A 17,485-nucleotide genomic window follows, 5' to 3' on the forward strand; every position below is an offset into this window, starting at 1 on the left:
GAGTCGACCCTCGCGGCGAAGAGTGCTAGCGCCGTCCGGCCGGCAGGCGGGCGGCGGCGCTCCGGGGAGCGCCGCGCGAAGGACGGGCGCGGTGTCCGGGTTCACGCCCGCGCTCCAGGAAGGGGTCGGGCGATGGCCGAAGCCGTTTATCTCTTCGACGCCTACGGCACGCTCTTCGACGTTCATTCCGCGGTCCGCCGCCATGCCGGCGGGATCGGCGCCGAAGCAGAACGGCTGTCGGCGCTGTGGCGGGCCAAGCAGCTCGAATATTCCTGGGTGCGCTCCCTGATGGGGCGCTACCGCGACTTCTGGGCGCTGACGGAGGAGGCGCTCGACTACGCCCTCGCCTCCTGCGGCGTCGACGCGTCCTTCCGCCCCGGGCTGCTCGACGCCTATCGCTCGCTCGACTGCTATCCGGAGGTCCCGGCGGTGCTCGATACGCTCCGCCGGCGCGGCGCCCGCCTGGCGATCCTTTCGAACGGCTCGCCGGACATGCTGCAGGCGGCGCTGCGGGCGAGCGGCCTCGCGGACCTCTTCGATGCCGTCCTCTCCGCCGACGAGGCGCAGTGCTACAAGACCGGCGCGGCCGTCTACGAGCTCGCCACCACCCGCTTCCGGCTCTATCCGGAGGCGATCTCGTTCCAGTCCTCGAACCGCTGGGACGTTGCGGGCGCAACCGCCTTCGGGTTCCGCACGATCTGGATCAACCGCTCCGGCGCCCCGGACGAATATCCCGACCTCCCGCCGTCGGCGACCCTCGCATCGCTCAGCGGGCTGGAGGCGGTCTGACGCGCATATTGTCGGACGAAAGAGGTCGAGTTTTCAAAAACCTTAAGCGCACCGGTTAGCGAACGGTCACTCTTGCCGCAGAAGGGAGGGGCCGAAAGGGAACGGAGGGGTCAGAAAGGAATTGGCTGCTGTCAATGCCCGGGAGGGCCCGGGAGGGGATGCCAGATGCCTTACCAGTCGATGTTCTCTCGCAAGGTGAATGCGGGTCCGGTCCGCGAAGACATGTCCGCGCCGCAGCCGCTCCAGGAGGAGCCCGACCGCGACGCTCGCGGCCATTATGGCTACGGCCGGCCGGCGCACGGTTCCGATCCGCGCGCGACCTACAGCTTCGGCCGTCGCTCCTCGTTCTGAGGGTCAGCGCTCGTCGCGCTCGATCCATTTCGGAACGTTCGGCGCCTGGTATCGGGCGAACCGGTCGAGCAGGGCGTCCGGATCGCTTTCCACGACCAGCATGTCCCGGTGCGCGGGTCGCATGAAGCGCTCCGCCGCCTGATGGTCGAAGAAGGCGAGCAGCCGGTCGAAGAAGCCGGCGGCATTGAGGAGCCCGACCGGCTTCTGATGATAGCCGAGCTGGCCCCAGGTCCAGACCTCGAAGAGCTCCTCGAGCGTGCCGGCGCCGCCCGGCAGCGCCACGAAGGCGTCCGCGAGGTCCGACATCGCGGCCTTGCGTTCGTGCATCGAGGCGACGGTCCGGAGCTCCGTCAGCCCCGGATGCGCGATCTCGCGCTCCACCAGCGCCGCCGGGATGATGCCGACCACCTCGCCGCCGGCGGCGAGCGCGGAATCGGCGAGCACGCCCATCAGCCCGGCCTTGGCGCCGCCGTAGACGAGCCGCAGGCCGCGCGCCGCAAGCACCCGCCCCATGCCGCGGGCCGCCTCCGAATAGGCCTCGCCGGCTCCGAAGTTGGAGCCGCAGAACACGCAGACGGAGCGCATCCCGTCAGCGGCCCAGCGCGTCGAGGATGCGGGCCCAGGACCGCATGCCGCCGTGGAAGCTCTTCAGATTGTACTTCTCGTTTGGCGAATGGATGCGGTCGTCCTCCAGGCTGAACCCGACCAGAACCGAGTCCATCCCGAGCTGGCGCTTGAACTGCGAGACGATCGGGATCGAGCCGCCCATGGCGATCAGGACCGCCTCCTTCCCCCATTCCTCCGAGAGCGCCCTCTTGGCCTTCTCCACGAACGGGCTGTCGACCGGCAGCGTCACCGCCCCGTCGCCGCCATGCGAGGCGAACGAGACCTTGCAGTCCGCCGGCACCTGCGCGCGCACGAAGCTGCGGAAGGCGTCCCTGATCCGGTCGGGATCCTGCTCGCCGACGAGCCGGAAGGAGACCTTGGCGGAGGCCTTGGCGGGGATCACGGTCTTCGCGCCTTCGCCGGTATAGCCGCCGACGATCCCGTTCACCTCGAGGCTCGGACGCGCCCAGACCTGCTCGAGCACGGTATGGTCCGTCTCGCCCGCCGGGATGCTGAGCCCGATATCGCCGAGAAACGCCTTCTCGTCGAAGCCGAGCGTGCCCCATTGCCGCTTCTGCTCGGCCGTCACCTCGGGCACGCCGTCGTAGAAGCCGGGCAGCGTCACCTTGCCCTGCGGGTCGCGCAGCCGCGCGAGCAGGTCGACGAGGACATGGATCGGGTTGCGCGCGGCATTGCCGTAATAGCCCGAATGGAGATCGTGGCTCGCCGCCTCCAGGAACACCTCCTCGTAGAGCAGGCCGCGGAGTTGGGTCGCGATCGCCGGCGTCTGCCGGTCCCACATGTTGGTGTCGCAGACGAGCGCGGCGTCGGCCTTCAGCTCCTCGGCGTTCGCCGTGATGAAGGGAAGCAGGCTCGGGCTCGCGGATTCCTCCTCGCCTTCGAGGAGCACGCTCACATTCACCGGCAGCCTGCCCGAGACCTCCATCCAGGCGCGCGCCGCCTCGACGAAGGTCATCAGCTGGCCTTTGTCGTCGGACGCGCCGCGCGCGAGGATCCGCTTCTCGCCGTCGACCTCGACGACGGCGGGGTCGAACGGATCGCGGTTCCAGAGCGCGATCGGGTCGACCGGCTGGACGTCGTAATGCCCGTAGAAGAGCACGTGGGGCGCGCCGTCGCCGGCGCCCCGGTAGTGCCCGACCACCATCGGGTGGCCGATCGTGTCGCGGACCGAGGCCTCGAAGCCGGCCCCCTTCAGCGCGCCGGCGCACCATTCGGCCGCGCTGCGGCAATCCGCCCGAAAGGCCGGGTCGGCCGAGATCGACCTGATGCGCAGGAGCTCGAAGAGCCGCTCGAGGCTGTCGTAGAGCCCGTCATCGATGCGGGCGAGGACTTGGGTGAGATCCGACATCTTCCTACCGTTTCAATGATCCGAGTATGCCGCGCACGATGGCGCGGCCGAGGGACGAGGCGACCGAGCGCGCGGCCGATTTCATGGCCGCCTCCGCGACCGACTCGCGGCGATAGCTGCGGCGCGGCGCCCGCTCGGTCCGTTCTCCGCGCTCCCGCCCGAAATCCGGCAGCTCGAACCCGGTCGAGGTCCGCCGCCCCGCCGGCGTCCCCTCGCGCTGCGTCTCTGCCGCCGCGCGCGCGGCCGCCCGCTCCAGCATCTCATAGGCCGATTCCCGGTCGATGGTCCTGTCGTACTGGCCGAGCAGCGGGCTCGCCTGCATGGCCGCCCTCCGCTCGCCCTCGGTGATCGGGCCGATGCGCGAGGCCGGCGGCCGGACGAGCGTGTCCTCCACGACCGAGGGGACGCCCTTCTCGCCGAGCGTGGAGACGAGCGCCTCGCCGACCCCGAGCCTGGTGATGGCATCGAACGTGTCGAAGGCCGGGTTCGGGCGGAACGTCTCGGCGGCGGTCCTCACCGCCTTCACTTCGCGCGGCGTATAGGCGCGGAGCGCGTGCTGGATCCGGTTGCCGAGCTGGGCGAGCACGCTTTCGGGAATGTCGAGCGGGTTCTGCGTCACGAAATAGACGCCGACGCCCTTCGACCGGACGAGCTTCACCACTTGCTCGACCTTTTCCAGAAGCGCCTTCGGCGCCTCGTCGAAGAGGAGATGGGCCTCGTCGAAGAAGAAGACGAGGCGGGGCTTGTCCGGGTCGCCGACCTCCGGCAGTTCCTCGAAGAGTTCCGAGAGCAGCCAGAGCAGGAAGGTCGCGTAGAGCCGCGGCGACTGCATCAGCCGGTCGGCGGCGAGCACGCTCACGTAGCCGCGCCCGTCCCGCGTCGTCCGCATCAGGTCCTGGATGGCGAGCGCGGGCTCGCCGAAGAAGTTCGTCCCGCCCTGCGCCTCCAGCACCAGGAGCTGGCGCTGGATCGCGCCGACCGACGCCTTGCTGACATTGCCGTAGCGGCGGCCGAGCTCGCTCGCGCGGTCGGCCGCATGCGCGAGCAGCGCCTGCAGGTCCTTGAGGTCGAGGAGGAGCATCCCCTCCTCGTCCGCCAGGCGGAACACGATGTTGAGGACGCCCTCCTGGGTGTCGTTGAGATCGAGGAGGCGCGCGAGGAGCAGCGGCCCCATCTCCGAGATCGTGGTGCGGACCGGATGGCCCTGCGCGCCGAAGACGTCCCAGAAGATGGTGGGCGTCGGCTCGCCGGCATAGGCCTCGAGCCCCACTTCGGCGGCCCGCAGGCCGAGCCGGTCGTTGATCTCGCCGGCCTCCGCGATGCCCGACAGATCGCCCTTCACGTCGGCGGCGAAGACCGGCACGCCGGCGCGCGAGAAGGCCTCCGCCAGGATCTGGAGCGTGACGGTCTTGCCCGTTCCGGTGGCGCCGGTGACGAGCCCGTGGCGGTTGGCGTATCGGAGCGAAAGGACGATCGGAGGACGATCCGCCGGTTCGGCGCCGCGGCGCGCGCCGATGAGGATTCCGTCCGCCTGCGTCACGCGTCTGTCTCCGAAACCAAATGGCGGCCCGTTATAGGCATGCGCCGTGGACGCGGCAATCGAGGGAGCAAGTCCTTGTCTTTTCGTCCTTCATTGCCCAATCTTCGCGCCCACCAGACAGGAGCGGTGACATGGACGAGCTGGTGCGGCGCCTCGTGGAGAGGACCGGCATCGACGAGGCGACGGCGCGGTCGGCGGTAGCGGCCATTTTCGCGTTCCTCGTCGAGGAGGGTCCGGCCGACAAGGTGCAGGCGCTCCTCGCGCGCATTCCGGGCGCAGCCGGCATGGCGGTTCCCGAAGAGGCGGGGGATGCGCCGACGCTCGGCGGGTTCGGCGGCCTGATGGGTGGCGGCGTGATGGCCGTGCTTTCGAAGCTGCAGGGGCTCGGGCTCGGCATCGGCGAGATCCAGGAGGTCACGCAGGAGACGCTCGCCTTCGCGCGCGAGAAGGCGGGGCGCGACGCGGTCGACGAGGTCATCGCCGGAATTCCCGGCCTCAGCCAGTTCGTGTGAGCCCGATTCATCTGAGCAGGGAGTATCGATCATCGGCGGCGCGTTCCGAACCGTCGCCGCCCTTTCCCCTAACCGGAACCAGATCTGACCAAGTCTCCTGCGGCGGGAGGAATTTCATGGCTTCCTATTCGATCGCCCGGATGCGGGCGGTCGGGGCTTTCTATGGCGCCAAGCTCAAGGCGGCGGGCATCCGTTCGACGGCGACCCTGCTCGAGCGCGCGCGCACGCCGAAGGGCCGCAAGCTGCTGGCGGAGCAGACCGCCATCCCGGAATGCGAGATCCTGCGGTGGGCGAACATGGCGGACCTGATGCGCGTGCGCGGCGTCGCGCGGGACTATGCCGAACTTCTGGAAGCCTCCGGCGTGGGCACGGTGAAGGCGCTGCGCCACCGCAATCCCTCCAAGCTCGCCGCCCGCATGCAGGAAGTGAACAAGGCGCGCGCGCTGGTCGAGATGCTCCCGTCCGAGAAGCGCATCGCGCGCTGGATCGAGGAGGCGAAGAGTCTCGATCCCATGATGACCTACTGAGTGCTCTCCGCCGAAGGGCCGACTTGCGGGGGGGTGGGCGCCCCCGGTAGAACCGGAGCGAGGTGCCCGATGTCTGAGACGCTCGCGCTCTGCGCGGATTTCGCTCCGCAATCCCTTGCGGACTGGCGCCGGCTGGCCGGTAAGGCCCTCCGCGGTGCCGATTTCGGCTCGCTCTGCTCCGAGACCGCCGACGGCATCCCCGTCGAGCCGCTCTATCCCGCCGCGACCGGCCGCGCCGCCCTTAATCGGCGGCCGGGAGGGGCATGGGCGATCGTGCAGCCGGTCGATCATCCCGATGCCGAGGCGGCGGCGGCGCAGGTGGAGCGCGACCTCGAAGGCGGGGCGACGGGCCTGTCGCTCCGGTTCGCCGGCGCGCTCGCGGCCTGGGGCTTCGGCCTGCCGTTCTCCCGCAATGCCCTGGCGCGCATTCTCGACAGGATCGGGGAGAGAAGTCCGCAGATCCGCCTCGAGCCGCATCCGCGCTCCGATCAGGTCGCGGCCTGGATGCTCGGCCGCGCCGGTCGCGCGCCCGGCCGGGCCGTCTCCTTCTGCCTCGATCCCGTCGGGACCCTTGCCGTCGCCGGCGCCGACACCTGCCCGCCCGCCGAGCTCGCCCGGATCGCGGCGGAGCTCCGATCGGCGGGCTTCGCGGGGCCGTTCTTCGAGGCCGACGGCCGCGTCTGGCACGAGGCCGGCGCAACCGAGGCCGAGGAGCTCGGCGCCGTCGTCGCCGCGATCGTCCACGATCTGCGGCTTCTCGGCGAAGGCGTCGATCCGGCGTCGGCCTTTGCCATGATCGGCGTCAGCCTCGCCGTCGATTGCGACCAGTTCCTCGGGCTTGCCAAGCTCCGCGCCATGCGCCTTCTCTGGGCGCGGCTCCAGGCGCTCTGCGGCGTCCCGCCTTCGCCCTGCCGGATCCACGCCGAGACAAGCCGGCGGGCGACGACCGCGGCCGATCCGCACGGCAACCTGCTCCGCGGCACGATTGCCGCGTTCGCCGCGGCGGCCGGCGGCGCGGACAGCGTGACCGTCCTCCCCTTCACGGCGGCGGTCGGCCTCCCCGAGCGGTTCGCCCGCCGGGTCGCGCGGAACACGCAGCACCTCCTGCTCGAGGAGGCGCATGTCGGCGCCGTGGCCGATCCGGCGGCCGGCTCGGGCGCCCTGGAAGCCTTGACCGACGCGCTCGCGGAGCGGGCCTGGGACGCGTTCCGCGCCATCGAGGCGGAAGGCGGCATCGACGAGAGCCTCCGCCGCGGCCTGCTCCAGGCCCGTATCGCGAAGAGCGCCGAGCGGCTGCGCCTCGCCGTCGGGTCCGGGGCGCGCGCGATCGTCGGCGTCACCGCCTTTCCGAACCCGCAGCCGGTCCAGGCACCCGTGGAGCCGTTCGAGGCCTCCGCGCCGGAGCCGGCCCCGCACCGGACGGCCGAGCCGCTCGCTTTCGTCCGGCTTGAGACCTTTGCGCCGGCCGCGCGGGCGGAGGAGCGCGCATGAACCTTCCCGATTTCGCGAACTGCCCGTGGCAGCGGCCCGTCCTCGCCGCCGCCTTGTCCGGCCGGCCTTGGATGTCGCCCGAAGGCATCCCGATCGCGCCCGTCTACGGCGAGGCCGACCGCGCGCCGCTCGATTTCGTCGATACGATTCCCGGCCGGCCGCCCTTCCTGCGCGGGCCCTATCCGACCATGTACGTCCAGAAGCCCTGGACGATCCGGCAATATGCCGGCTTCTCGACCGCACGGGAGTCGAACGCCTTCTACCGCCGCAACCTCGCCGCCGGACAGAAGGGGCTCTCCGTCGCCTTCGATCTCGCCACCCATCGCGGCTACGATTCCGACCATCCGCGCGTCGCGGGCGATGTCGGGATGGCGGGCGTGGCCATCGATTCGATCCTCGACATGGACGAGCTCTTCGCGGGGATCCCGCTCGGCGAGATGAGCGTGTCGATGACGATGAACGGCGCGGTGCTGCCGGTCCTCGCGCTCTACATCGTCGCGGCCGAGCGGCAGGGCGTGGCGCCGGACCGGCTCTCCGGGACCATCCAGAACGACATCCTGAAGGAGTTCATGGTCCGGAACACCTATATCTATCCCCCGCAGCCCTCGATGCGCATCGTCTCGGACATCTTCGCCTACACGTCCGAGCATATGCCGAAGTTCAACTCGATCTCGATCTCCGGCTATCACATGCAGGAGGCCGGTGCGACGGCCGATCTCGAGCTTGCCTATACGCTCGCCGACGGCCTCGAATACATGCGCGCCGGGACGGCGGCCGGCCTCGGCATCGACCAGTTCGCGCCCCGGCTCTCCTTCTTCTTCTGCATCGGCATGAACTTCTTCATGGAGGTGGCGAAGCTCAGGGCGGCGCGGCTGCTCTGGGCGAAGCTGGTGCGCGAACGCTTCGCGCCGGCGGACGAGCGCTCGCTCGCGCTCCGCACGCATTGCCAGACCTCCGGCTGGTCGCTGACGGCGCAGGACGTCTTCGGCAACGTGATGCGCACCATGATCGAGGCCATGGCCGCGACGCAGGGCGGCACGCAGTCGCTCCACACCAATTCCTTCGACGAGGCGCTCGCCCTTCCGACCGACGCCTCGGCGCGGATCGCCCGGAACACGCAGCTCGTGCTCCAGCTCGAATCCGGCACCACCCGGGTGGTCGACCCCTGGGGAGGCTCGTTCTATGTCGAGCGGCTGACGCACGATCTCGCCGTCCGCGCGCTCGCTCACATCGCCGAGATTGACCGCCTCGGCGGCATGGCGAAGGCGATCGAGGCGGGCGTCCCCAAGATGCGGATCGAGGAGGCCGCGGCGCGCACGCAGGCCCGCATCGATTCCGGGCAGCAGACGGTGGTCGGCGTCAACCGCTATCCGGGGCCGGACGAGGCCGAGTTCGAGGTCCTGAAGGTCGACAACGCGGCGGTGCGGGCGGAGCAGGTCGCGAAGCTCGAAAGGCTCCGCGCGGAGCGCGACCCGGCGGCCGTCGCGCGCGCCCTCGAGAGGCTCGCGGAGGCGGCCCGGTCCGGGCGCGGCAACCTCCTGGCGCTCGGGGTCGAGGCCGCGCGTGCGAACGCCACGGTCGGCGAGATCTCCGCGGCGCTCGAATCGGTCTTCGGCCGCCACACGGCCGAGATCAGGACGCTCTCCGGCGTCTACAGGCGGGAGGTCGGGACGATGGATCGCGCGGTCGAGCACGTGCTCGCGATGACGGCGCAGTTCGAGGAGGACGAGGGCCGCCGCCCGCGGATCCTCGTTGCCAAGATCGGCCAGGACGGCCACGACCGCGGGCAGAAGGTGGTGGCCTCCGCCTTCGCCGATCTCGGATTCGACGTCGATGTCGGCCCGCTCTTCGCCACGCCCGAGGAGGTCGCCCGCCAGGCCGTCGAGAACGACGTGCACATGGTCGGCGTCTCCTCGCTCGCGGCCGGCCACCTGACGCTCGTCCCGGCGCTCCGCCAGGCGCTCGACGCGGAGGGGCGGAGCGACATCCTGATCGTCGTCGGCGGCGTCGTCCCGCCGCAGGACCATGCGGCGCTCCGGGAAGCCGGGGCGGCCGCCATCTTCCCGCCCGGCACCGTGATCGCCGAAGCCGCCGCGGACCTCCTCGCAACGCTCAACAGACGGCTCGGGCACGCCCCGAAGGCGGCGGCCGAATAGGGAGCCCCGTCAGGCGGCCTGCCGCTGGGCGTGCCAGCGCCAGGCGGTGGCGACGATGCGGTCGAGATCGGTGTAGATCGGCTCGAAGCCGAGCACGCGGCGCGCCTTCGCCGGATCTGCGACGAGCTCCGGCGGATCGCCCGCCCGCCGCGGCGCCTCGCGCACCGGAACCGGCTTGCCGCCCACCCGCTCCACCGAGCGGACGACCTCGCGCACCGTGTAGCCGGTGCCGATGCCGAGATTGAAGGCGTCCGTGTCGCCGCCGTCGAGGAGCCGGCGGATCGCAAGCACGTGCGCCGCCGCGAGGTCGGTGATGTGGATGTAGTCGCGGATCGCGGTGCCGTCGCGGCTCGGATAGTCCGTTCCGAGGATGTCGAGATGGTCGATCTGGCCGAGCGCGGCCATGATCGCCCGCGGGATGAGATGCGGCTCGGGCTCGTGCGCCTCGCCGACGGCGCCGTCCTCGTGCGCCCCGCAGGCGTTGAAATAGCGCAGGAAGATCGAGCGCAGGCCGGCGGCGGGCCTGAGGTCGCGCAGGATCTGCTCCACCATCAGCTTGCTGCGGCCGTAGGGGTTCACCGGGATCTGCGGCGTGTCCTCGTCGATCGGCACGCGCGCCGGCTCGCCATAGGTGGCGCAGGTGCTCGAGAACACGATCTTGTCGCAGCCGCCGGCAAGCAGCGCCTCCGCCACGTTGAGCGAGCCCACCACGTTGTTGCGGTAGTACATCGCCGGGTCGGCGACGGATTCGCCCACGAAGGAGAAGGCCGCGAAATGGACGCAGGCCGCCGGCCGGTGCCGCGCCACCGCCGCGGCGAGCCGCCCGCGGTCGAGCACGTCGCCCTCCTCGAGCGGACCCCAGCGGACGAACGCGCGATGCCCGCGCGAGAAATTGTCGAAGGTCACGGGCAGATAGCCCGCCTCGCTCAGCGCGCGGCAGGTCCGGCTGCCGATATAGCCCGCGCCGCCCACGACCAGAATGGAGGGTCCCGCCATCGATTCCTCAGCTCCGTCCGCAGCTCTCGTGCCGGCCAAGCCCGGCCGCGTCAAGCGTTCGCCCGCTCGCGTCCCGCTCCGTCCGGCGGCTCACGCCCGCAGGCGGAAGCTCGGCTCGAACGCGGCGAAGAGGTCGAGCCAGTTCTCCATCAGCCGCGTCATCAGGAAGCGGTCGCGCACGGTCTGGCGCGCCTTCGCGCCGAGCCGCAACCGCAGGTCCGGGTCCTTCAGGACCTGCACGATCCGTGCGGCCGCCTCCTCGACATTGTCGACGAGGAAGCCGTTCACGCCGTCCTCGATCTGGTGACGGATGCCGCCGACATTGCCGCCGATCACGGGCGTGCCCTTCCACATCGCCTCGGCCACGGTGAGACCGAAGCCCTCCCGGATCGACTTCTGGAGCACGACGGCCGCGCGGCGCTGGAGCGCGTTCACGAGCGCGGAATCCTGGACGGAGAGGATCACGATGCGCTCCTCGCGCTGCTTGCAGACCTCCTCGAAGATCGCCTGCCCTTCCGGATCGTCGGTCGCGATGTTGCCGACGAGGACGAGCGTGGCGTCGGCCTCCCGCCGCGCGATCTTGAAGGCCTCGATCACTCCCTGGGGGTCCTTCCAGCGGTCGAACCGCGACACCTGGACCACCAGCGGCAGGTCGGTCGGGATGTCGTAATGCGACAGTCGCTCCGCGATCTCGGCGTCGGAGAGCGCCTTGTTGGTGGTCGAGAACGGGTCGATGGCCGGCATGATGAAGCGCTGCGGCGGGGCGACCTGCTGGGCGTATTCCGGGAGCGACAGGACGACGGCGTCGTAGCGGTCGATGTACTGCTGGAGATAGGCCCAGAGCTCCGGGTTCGGGTTCGACAGGTCGACGTGGCAGCGCCAGACCCAGGGCGATTTCTTGCGGAAATGCCCGATGAGCGGAAGCGGCTGCGGGTCGTGCACGACGACGAGGTCGTGGTCGAGATGCATGCGCACGGCGTTCTCGAACACCACCTCCTGGTAGATCCGCCGCTTGATGTCGGTCAGCTGGATGTCGCCGCCCTGGAGCGCATTGTGCATCTTCTTGGTGATGCTGAAGAAATCGGGCCTGCCCTGGATCACGCGCCAGCCGACGCGGATGCCGCTCGCATTCATCAGCAGCGTGAGCGAGGACAGGAGCTCCGCGACGCCGCCGCCGTAATAGGTCGAGTTCACGTTGACCACGTGGAGATCGCGCAGCGCCTCCGCCTTGGCGAGGATGCGCTCGACCGCCTCCCCGCCGATGATCTCCTCGAAGTCCTCCACGGAGACGAGATCGAACCGCGCCCCGTCGACTTGCTGGTCCATGCCGCCGTCATCCTTTCGTCAAAGGCCGTCGCGACCGACAGGTGACCGTTCGGGCGCCCCGGTCAAGACCTGGAAACGCCGCCGTCCCCGCACGATCTGATGACCGACATCAAAGCGCGCCGGCGGGACGTGCGCGATCCTGCCGGCGCAACGGACGGGCATGCACATGGAACCTGAAGCCAAGAAGCGCCAGATCCACATCTGGTACGTCGTCGCGGCGCTGCTGATCCTCTTCGCGTTCGAGGGCTGGTGGACGACCTGGCAGCAGGTCGAGCCGATCCCCTACAGCGAGTTCGAGCAGCTTGTCGCAGCCGACAAGGTCAGCGAGGTCGTCGTCGGCGAGAGCACGATCGAGGGTACGCTCAAGGAGCCGACGGCGGAGGGCCGGAGCCGCTTCGTCACCAACCGGGTCGATCCCGCCATCGCCGACAAGCTCGCCGGCAAGGACGTCAAGGTGACCGGCGCCGCCTCCGCCGGCTTCCTCGGCGTCCTGCTCTCCTGGCTGCTGCCGATCGGGATCTTCTATCTCATCTGGATGTTCGCGATCCGCCGCCTCGCCGACCGCCAGGGCTTCGGCGGCCTCATGACGATCGGCAAGTCGCGCGCCAAGGTCTATGTCGAGAGCGACACGAAGACGACGTTTAAGGACGTCGCCGGCGTCGACGAGGCGGAGGCCGAGCTCGAGGAGGTCGTCGCCTTCCTGAAGGACCCGAAGGCCTACGGCCGGCTCGGTGCGCGGGCGCCGAAGGGCATCCTGCTCGTCGGCCCGCCCGGAACCGGCAAGACCCTGCTCGCCCGCGCGGTGGCGGGCGAAGCCGGCGTGCCGTTCTTCTCGATCTCCGGCTCCGAGTTCGTCGAGATGTTCGTCGGCGTCGGCGCGGCGCGCGTGCGCGACCTCTTCGAGCAGGCGCGCAAGGCGGCGCCCTGCATCATCTTCATCGACGAGCTCGACGCCCTCGGGCGCAGCCGCGCCGCCGGCGGCATGGTCGGCGGCTATGACGAGAAGGAGCAGACGCTCAACCAGCTCCTCGCCGAGCTCGACGGCTTCGATCCGAGTTCTGGCGTCATCCTGCTCGCCGCCACCAACCGTCCCGAGATCCTCGATCCGGCGCTGCTGCGCGCCGGGCGCTTCGACCGCCAGGTGCTCGTCGACCGGCCGGACCGCGGCGGGCGCATCAAGATCCTGCAGGTCCATATCGGCAAGGTGAAGCTTGCGAATGACGTCGACCTCGATACCGTCGCCGGCCTCACGACCGGCTTCACCGGCGCCGATCTCGCCAATCTCGTCAACGAGGCGGCGCTCCTCGCCACGCGCCGCAACGCGGACGAGGTGACGCTCGCCGACTTCACCAACGCGATCGAGCGGATCGTCGCCGGCCTCGAGAAGAAGAGCCGGGTCCTGAACGCCGCCGAGCGCCGCCGCGTCGCCCATCACGAGATGGGCCACGCCCTCGTCGCCGCGACGCTCCCGGGCGTCGACCCGGTGCTGAAGGTATCCATCATCCCGCGCGGCGTCGGCGCGCTCGGCTACACCATCCAGCGCCCGACGGAGGACCGCTTCCTGCTCGGCACGACGGAGCTCAAGAATCGGATCGCCGTGCTTCTCGGCGGCCGCGCCGCGGAAGCCATGATCTTCGGCGAGATCTCGACCGGCGCGGCCGACGACCTGCAGCGCGCGACCGAGATCGCGACCGAGATGGTGACGCGCTACGGCATGGATGCGACGCTCGGCAACCGCACCTATGCCCCGCAGCGGCAGGCCTTCATCGGCGGCCCGCAGGTCGAGCGGTTCGACGTCGCGGAGGCGACCGGCCGCGAAATCGACGTCGCCGTGCGCGGCCTGGTCGACGAGGGCTTCGCCCGCGCCTCCGAGGTCCTGAAGGCGCGCCGGCCGGACCTCGAGGCCGGCGCCCGCCTGCTCCTTCAGAAGGAGGTCATCACCGCTCAGGATTTCCCGCCGCTTTCGACGAAGGCCGCGGAACCCCCGGCCGGGATCGAGGCGCGCGGCGCCGCCTGAGTACGGTCGCCACCTCGCCGGCGGCGGAACCCGGCATCCGGCGGCCGGTTACGCCCGGAAGCGGACGGAGAAGGGTAAGCCATGGCCTTCATGCTCGAAAGCCCCGCCTTCCGGAACGGCGAACCGATTCCGGAGCGCTACGCCCGCGACGGCGAGAACGTCTCGCCGGCCCTCGCCTGGCACGGCGCGCCGGCGGAGACGAAGAGCTTCGTCGTCATCGTGGAGGACCCGGACGCGCCGACAGGCACGTTCCGGCACTGGGCGGTCTACGACATCGACGGCGGCCGGACCCGGCTGCCGGAAGGGGCGCCCGCCGGCGCGCGGGCGGAGCAGTTCCCTCACGGCGTGAACGATTTCGGCAATCCGCATTATGACGGCCCGCAGCCGCCGCGGGGCCACGGCGTCCATCGCTACCGTTTCCGCCTCGCCGCGCTCGACGTGGAGAGCCTCGGCGTGCCGCCGAGGGCGAAGGTCGAGGAGGTGTGGCGCGAGGCCGGGCCGCATATCCTCGCCGAGGCGGATCTCGTCGGCACCTTCGAGAGGCGCTAGGCCGGCGCCGAAGCCGCGTCGAATGATGACCGCGGCGGAACGAGGCGGCTCGGCAACGGTTGAGACGGCATCTGCGGCCGCCGTCGCTGCGCCCGCCTTCCCTTTCGCATCCGGGAGCCTCCCTTGCCCGACGGACAATCCCTGGACATCACGATCACGGTCAACGGAGAAGCCCGCACGGTCGTCGTCGATACCCGCACGACGCTCCTCGACGCGCTCCGCGACCGGCTGCACCTTTCCGGCACCAAGAAGGGCTGCGGGCTCGGCCAGTGCGGCGCCTGCACCGTGCTCCTCGACGGCCGCAGGATCGTCTCCTGCCTGACCTTCGCCGTGATGGCCGAGGGAAAGGCCGTGACCACCATCGAGGGCCTCGCGCAGGACGGCAGCCTGCACCCGCTCCAGGCCGCCTTCGTCGAGCACGATGCGTTCCAGTGCGGCTATTGCACGCCCGGGCAGATCATGTCGGCGGCCGGCCTCCTCTCGGAGGGGCGCAACGGCACCGACGACGAGATCCGCGACCTGATGAGCGGAAACATCTGCCGGTGCGGGGCCTATACGAACATCCTCGCCGCGATCCGCGACGTGCTGCCGCGGGAGAGCGGGCGGTGAACCCGTTCCGCTATCGGACGGCGGCCGACCCCGACGCGGCGATCGGCGCGGCGCTCGGCGGGGCGACCTTCATCGCCGGCGGCACCGATCTCATCCAGCTCATGCAGGAGGGCATAGCGGCGCCCGATCTGCTGATGGATATCAACGGGATCGGATATTCCGGCGTCGCGAGCGACCTCGACGGCATCCGGATCGGGGCGCTGACGCGCCTTGCCGAGGTCGCCGACGACCCGACCGTCCGGGCGCGCTTCCCCCTCGTCCGCGAAGCGATCGAATCGACGGCGTCGGGCCAGGTCCGCAACATGGCGACGGTCGGCGGCAATCTCCTGCAGAAGACGCGCTGCCTCTATTTCCGCGACCGGGCGGCGCCCTGCAACAAGCGTGCGCCGGGCACCGGATGCTCCGCTTTCGAAGGCCAGAACCGGATCAACGCCGTCCTCGGCGCCAGCGCGCATTGCATCGCCACGCATCCTTCGGATCTCGCGGTGGCGCTCGTCGCCGCGGATGCCGAGGTGATCCTGCGCGGGCCCGCCGGCGAGCGCACGGTGCTCCTCGAATCCTTTTACCGCCTGCCGGAGGACCGGCCCGACATCGAGACGGTCCTGGAGCCCGGCGAGCTCATTGTCGGCGTCTGGCTGCCGATCGCCGCGGCGGCGCGCCGCTCACGCTACGTGAAGGTGCGGGACCGGGCCTCCTTCGAATGGGCGCTCGCCTCCTGTGCCGCCGCGATCGCCACCGACGGCGGCGAGGTGCTCGAGGCCCGCCTCGCGGTCGGCGGCGTCGCGACGAAGCCGTGGCGGCTCGCGCGGTCGGAAGCGGCCTTGGTCGGCCGTCCGTTCGGGCCGGGCGCGATCCGGGAGGCTGCTGCCCTTGCCGCCGAGGGCGCCGAGCCGCGCGGCCGCAATGCCTACAAGGTCCCGCTGCTGGTGGCGACGGTCGAACGGACGCTGATGGAACTGAGGGGCGCCGGATGAACGGGATCGTCGGACAGCCGGTCAGCCGGGTCGACGGCGCGGCCAAGGTCACCGGCGGCGCCCGCTACGCCGCCGAGTTCGCCGTTCCGGGCCTGGTCCATGCCGCGCTTGTGGCGAGCACGGTCGCGAAGGGCCTGGTCGCAGCGATCGACATTGCGGCGGCGGCCGCCGCGCCGGGCGTGCTCGCCGTCCTCACCCACGAGAACGCGATGCGGCTCCCCTATCGCCCGATGGAGCGGCGTCCGGCGGTCGACCCCAAGGCGGGCGAGCAGCTGAAGGTGCTGCAGGGGCCGGAGATCCTCTTCTGCGGCCAGCCGGTCGCGCTCGTCGTGGCGGAAAGCCCGGAGCAGGCCGTGCACGCCGCGGGGCTCGTGGCGGTCCGCGAGCAGCCCGAGCCGGCGGCCACCGCCTTCGACACGGACGGGGCGTACAGCCCGAGCGAGGCGAGCGCCAAAGCCGGCCGGGCCGGCGAGACGCGCCGCGGCGACGCCGAGGCGGCCTTCCGGGCCGCGCCCGTCACGATCGACGCGACCTACACGCTGCCGCGCGAGCACCACAATGCGATGGAGCTTCACGCCACGATCGCGTCCTGGGAAGGCGAGCGGCTGACGCTCTTCGACAAGACGCAATGGGTCGACAACGACCGCAACGAGATCGCCCATGTCTTCGGCATCCCGAAGGAGGACATCCGGGTGATCTCGCCCTTCGTGGGCGGCGCCTTCGGCTCGGCGCTGCGCACCTGGCCGCATGTCGCGCTGGCCGCGCTCGCGGCGAGGCATGTCGGCCGGCCCGTCCGGCTGGAGCTCACGCGGCGCGAGCTCTACAGCATGGTCGGCTTCCGCCCGCATACTGTTCAGCGCCTCCGCCTCGGCGCCGAGCGCGACGGCCGGCTCCGCGCCATCGCCTATGAGGGGGTCGGGCAGACCTCGGCCTATGAGGAATATGCCGAGACCGCGGCCTCGCCGGCGCGCAACACCTATTCCTGCCCGAACGTCGCGACCAAGTACCGGCTCGCCGCGATGAACACCAACACGCCGACGCCGATGCGCGCGCCCGGCATCGTCACGGGCAATTTCGCCCTCGAGGCCGCCATGGACGAGCTTGCCAAAGCGCTCGGGCTCGACCCCCTGGAGCTGAGGCTCCGGAACTATGCCGAGCGCGACGAGGCGAAGGACCTGCCCTGGTCGAGCAAGGAGCTCCGGACCTGCTATGCGCGCGCGGCCGAGCGCTTCGGCTGGGCCCGCCGGTCGCCGGCGCCCCGTTCCATGCGGGAGGGGCACGATCTGATCGGATGGGGCATGGCGACCGCGATCTACCACGCCGACCGGGCGCCGGCCTCCGCCTCCGCCGCGCTCTTCGCCAACGGCACGGCGACGATCCGCAGCGCCGCGTCCGACATGGGTCCGGGCACCTACACCGCGATGACCCAGATCGCCGCCGACGCGCTCGGCCTGCCGCTCGAGCGCGTCCGCTTCGAGCTCGGCGACACCGACATGCCGCCGGCGCCGGTCCATGGCGGGTCGATCACGGCGGCGAGCATCGGCAATGCCGTCCACGCCGCCTGCGAGGCGCTCAAGGCAAAGCTCGGGGAGGCGGCGCGCGTGCCGGGCGGCCCCTTCGCCGGGCGCGATGCCGGCGCGATCGTCGCGCGCGACGGCGGCCTCGCGGCAGGC

At 70.8% G+C, this 17,485-nt stretch carries 16 protein-coding genes; 11 read left to right on the forward strand and 5 right to left on the reverse strand.

The annotated features are described in order from the left end of the window. The first annotated feature begins 132 nt into the window (after positions 1 to 132). Both E4O86_RS11800 and E4O86_RS11805 read left to right on the forward strand, forming a co-directional pair. Positions 133 to 789, forward strand: coding sequence for a haloacid dehalogenase type II (locus E4O86_RS11800; RefSeq protein WP_161140741.1), 657 nt, complete (start codon positions 133 to 135; stop codon positions 787 to 789). Positions 790 to 954: 165 nt separating this feature from the next. Then, entirely contained in the window at positions 955 to 1,140 is a 186-nt protein-coding gene (locus E4O86_RS11805) for a hypothetical protein (RefSeq protein WP_161140742.1), read from the forward strand. Positions 1,141 to 1,143: 3 nt separating this feature from the next. On the opposite strand, the gene E4O86_RS11810 is transcribed toward E4O86_RS11805, so the two are convergent. Genes E4O86_RS11810 through E4O86_RS11820 form a run of 3 tightly spaced genes read right to left on the reverse strand, consistent with a single transcriptional unit; the run spans position 1,144 to position 4,655 of the window. Further along, on the reverse strand, positions 1,144 to 1,725 hold the full coding sequence (locus tag E4O86_RS11810) for an LOG family protein (protein WP_161140743.1): 582 nt from the start codon (positions 1,723 to 1,725) through the stop codon (positions 1,144 to 1,146). Between the two features lie 4 nt (positions 1,726 to 1,729). Further along, positions 1,730 to 3,115 carry a dipeptidase gene (locus E4O86_RS11815; RefSeq protein WP_161140744.1) on the reverse strand — a complete coding sequence of 462 codons (1,386 nt, stop codon included), beginning with the start codon at positions 3,113 to 3,115 and terminating at the stop codon, positions 1,730 to 1,732. 4 nt (positions 3,116 to 3,119) lie between these two features. After that, on the reverse strand, positions 3,120 to 4,655 hold the full coding sequence (locus E4O86_RS11820) for a helicase HerA-like domain-containing protein (protein WP_161140745.1): 1,536 nt from the start codon (positions 4,653 to 4,655) through the stop codon (positions 3,120 to 3,122). A 131-nt stretch (positions 4,656 to 4,786) separates the two neighbouring features. Between E4O86_RS11820 and E4O86_RS11825 the strand changes: the two genes are divergently transcribed. The 4 genes from E4O86_RS11825 to scpA all read left to right on the forward strand — a co-directional run bounded on the left by E4O86_RS11825 (position 4,787) and on the right by scpA (position 9,341). After that, positions 4,787 to 5,167: a DUF2267 domain-containing protein gene (locus E4O86_RS11825; protein WP_161140746.1), complete on the forward strand. Its 381-nt coding sequence runs from the start codon at positions 4,787 to 4,789 to the stop codon at positions 5,165 to 5,167. A gap of 116 nt (positions 5,168 to 5,283) precedes the next feature. Beyond that, positions 5,284 to 5,694 (forward strand): DUF4332 domain-containing protein, encoded by a 411-nt coding sequence (locus E4O86_RS11830; RefSeq protein ID WP_161140747.1) that lies wholly within the window; start codon positions 5,284 to 5,286, stop codon positions 5,692 to 5,694. Between the two features lie 69 nt (positions 5,695 to 5,763). Then, a complete protein-coding gene (locus E4O86_RS11835; protein ID WP_161140748.1) occupies positions 5,764 to 7,185 on the forward strand; it encodes a methylmalonyl-CoA mutase family protein in 1,422 nt (473 codons plus the stop codon). Next, entirely contained in the window at positions 7,182 to 9,341 is a 2,160-nt protein-coding gene (gene scpA / locus E4O86_RS11840; RefSeq protein WP_161140749.1) for a methylmalonyl-CoA mutase, read from the forward strand. The genes E4O86_RS11835 and scpA overlap by 4 nt, the downstream gene beginning before the upstream one ends. 9 nt (positions 9,342 to 9,350) lie before the next feature. On the opposite strand, the gene galE is transcribed toward scpA, so the two are convergent. Both galE and E4O86_RS11850 read right to left on the reverse strand, forming a co-directional pair. After that, on the reverse strand, positions 9,351 to 10,337 hold the full coding sequence (gene galE, locus E4O86_RS11845) for a UDP-glucose 4-epimerase GalE (RefSeq protein ID WP_161140750.1): 987 nt from the start codon (positions 10,335 to 10,337) through the stop codon (positions 9,351 to 9,353). A gap of 90 nt (positions 10,338 to 10,427) precedes the next feature. Then, positions 10,428 to 11,663, reverse strand: coding sequence for a glycosyltransferase (locus tag E4O86_RS11850; RefSeq protein ID WP_161140751.1), 1,236 nt, complete (start codon positions 11,661 to 11,663; stop codon positions 10,428 to 10,430). Positions 11,664 to 11,823: 160 nt separating this feature from the next. Here E4O86_RS11850 and ftsH point away from each other — a divergent pair, with 160 nt between their 5' ends. The 5 genes from ftsH to E4O86_RS11875 form a co-directional block, all read left to right on the forward strand. Continuing rightward, positions 11,824 to 13,680 carry an ATP-dependent zinc metalloprotease FtsH gene (gene ftsH, locus E4O86_RS11855; RefSeq protein WP_161140752.1) on the forward strand — a complete coding sequence of 619 codons (1,857 nt, stop codon included), beginning with the start codon at positions 11,824 to 11,826 and terminating at the stop codon, positions 13,678 to 13,680. Between the two features lie 81 nt (positions 13,681 to 13,761). Further along, entirely contained in the window at positions 13,762 to 14,229 is a 468-nt protein-coding gene (locus tag E4O86_RS11860; RefSeq protein WP_161140753.1) for a YbhB/YbcL family Raf kinase inhibitor-like protein, read from the forward strand. A 123-nt stretch (positions 14,230 to 14,352) separates the two neighbouring features. Further along, the gene (locus tag E4O86_RS11865) at positions 14,353 to 14,838 is read left to right on the forward strand and encodes a (2Fe-2S)-binding protein (protein WP_205520843.1); all 486 of its coding nucleotides are present in this window, start codon (positions 14,353 to 14,355) and stop codon (positions 14,836 to 14,838) included. Further along, complete coding sequence (locus tag E4O86_RS11870) at positions 14,835 to 15,812, forward strand: FAD binding domain-containing protein (RefSeq protein WP_161140754.1); 978 nt, start codon at positions 14,835 to 14,837, stop codon at positions 15,810 to 15,812. The genes E4O86_RS11865 and E4O86_RS11870 overlap by 4 nt, the downstream gene beginning before the upstream one ends. Next, a partial coding sequence (locus E4O86_RS11875) for a xanthine dehydrogenase family protein molybdopterin-binding subunit (RefSeq protein WP_161140755.1) occupies positions 15,809 to 17,485 on the forward strand: 1,677 nt, incomplete at its 3' end. The genes E4O86_RS11870 and E4O86_RS11875, both read left to right, overlap by 4 nt.

The sequence above is a fragment of the Propylenella binzhouense genome, from assembly GCF_009866965.1.
In the GTDB taxonomy this organism is placed as follows: Bacteria; Pseudomonadota; Alphaproteobacteria; order Rhizobiales; family Afifellaceae; genus Propylenella; species Propylenella binzhouense.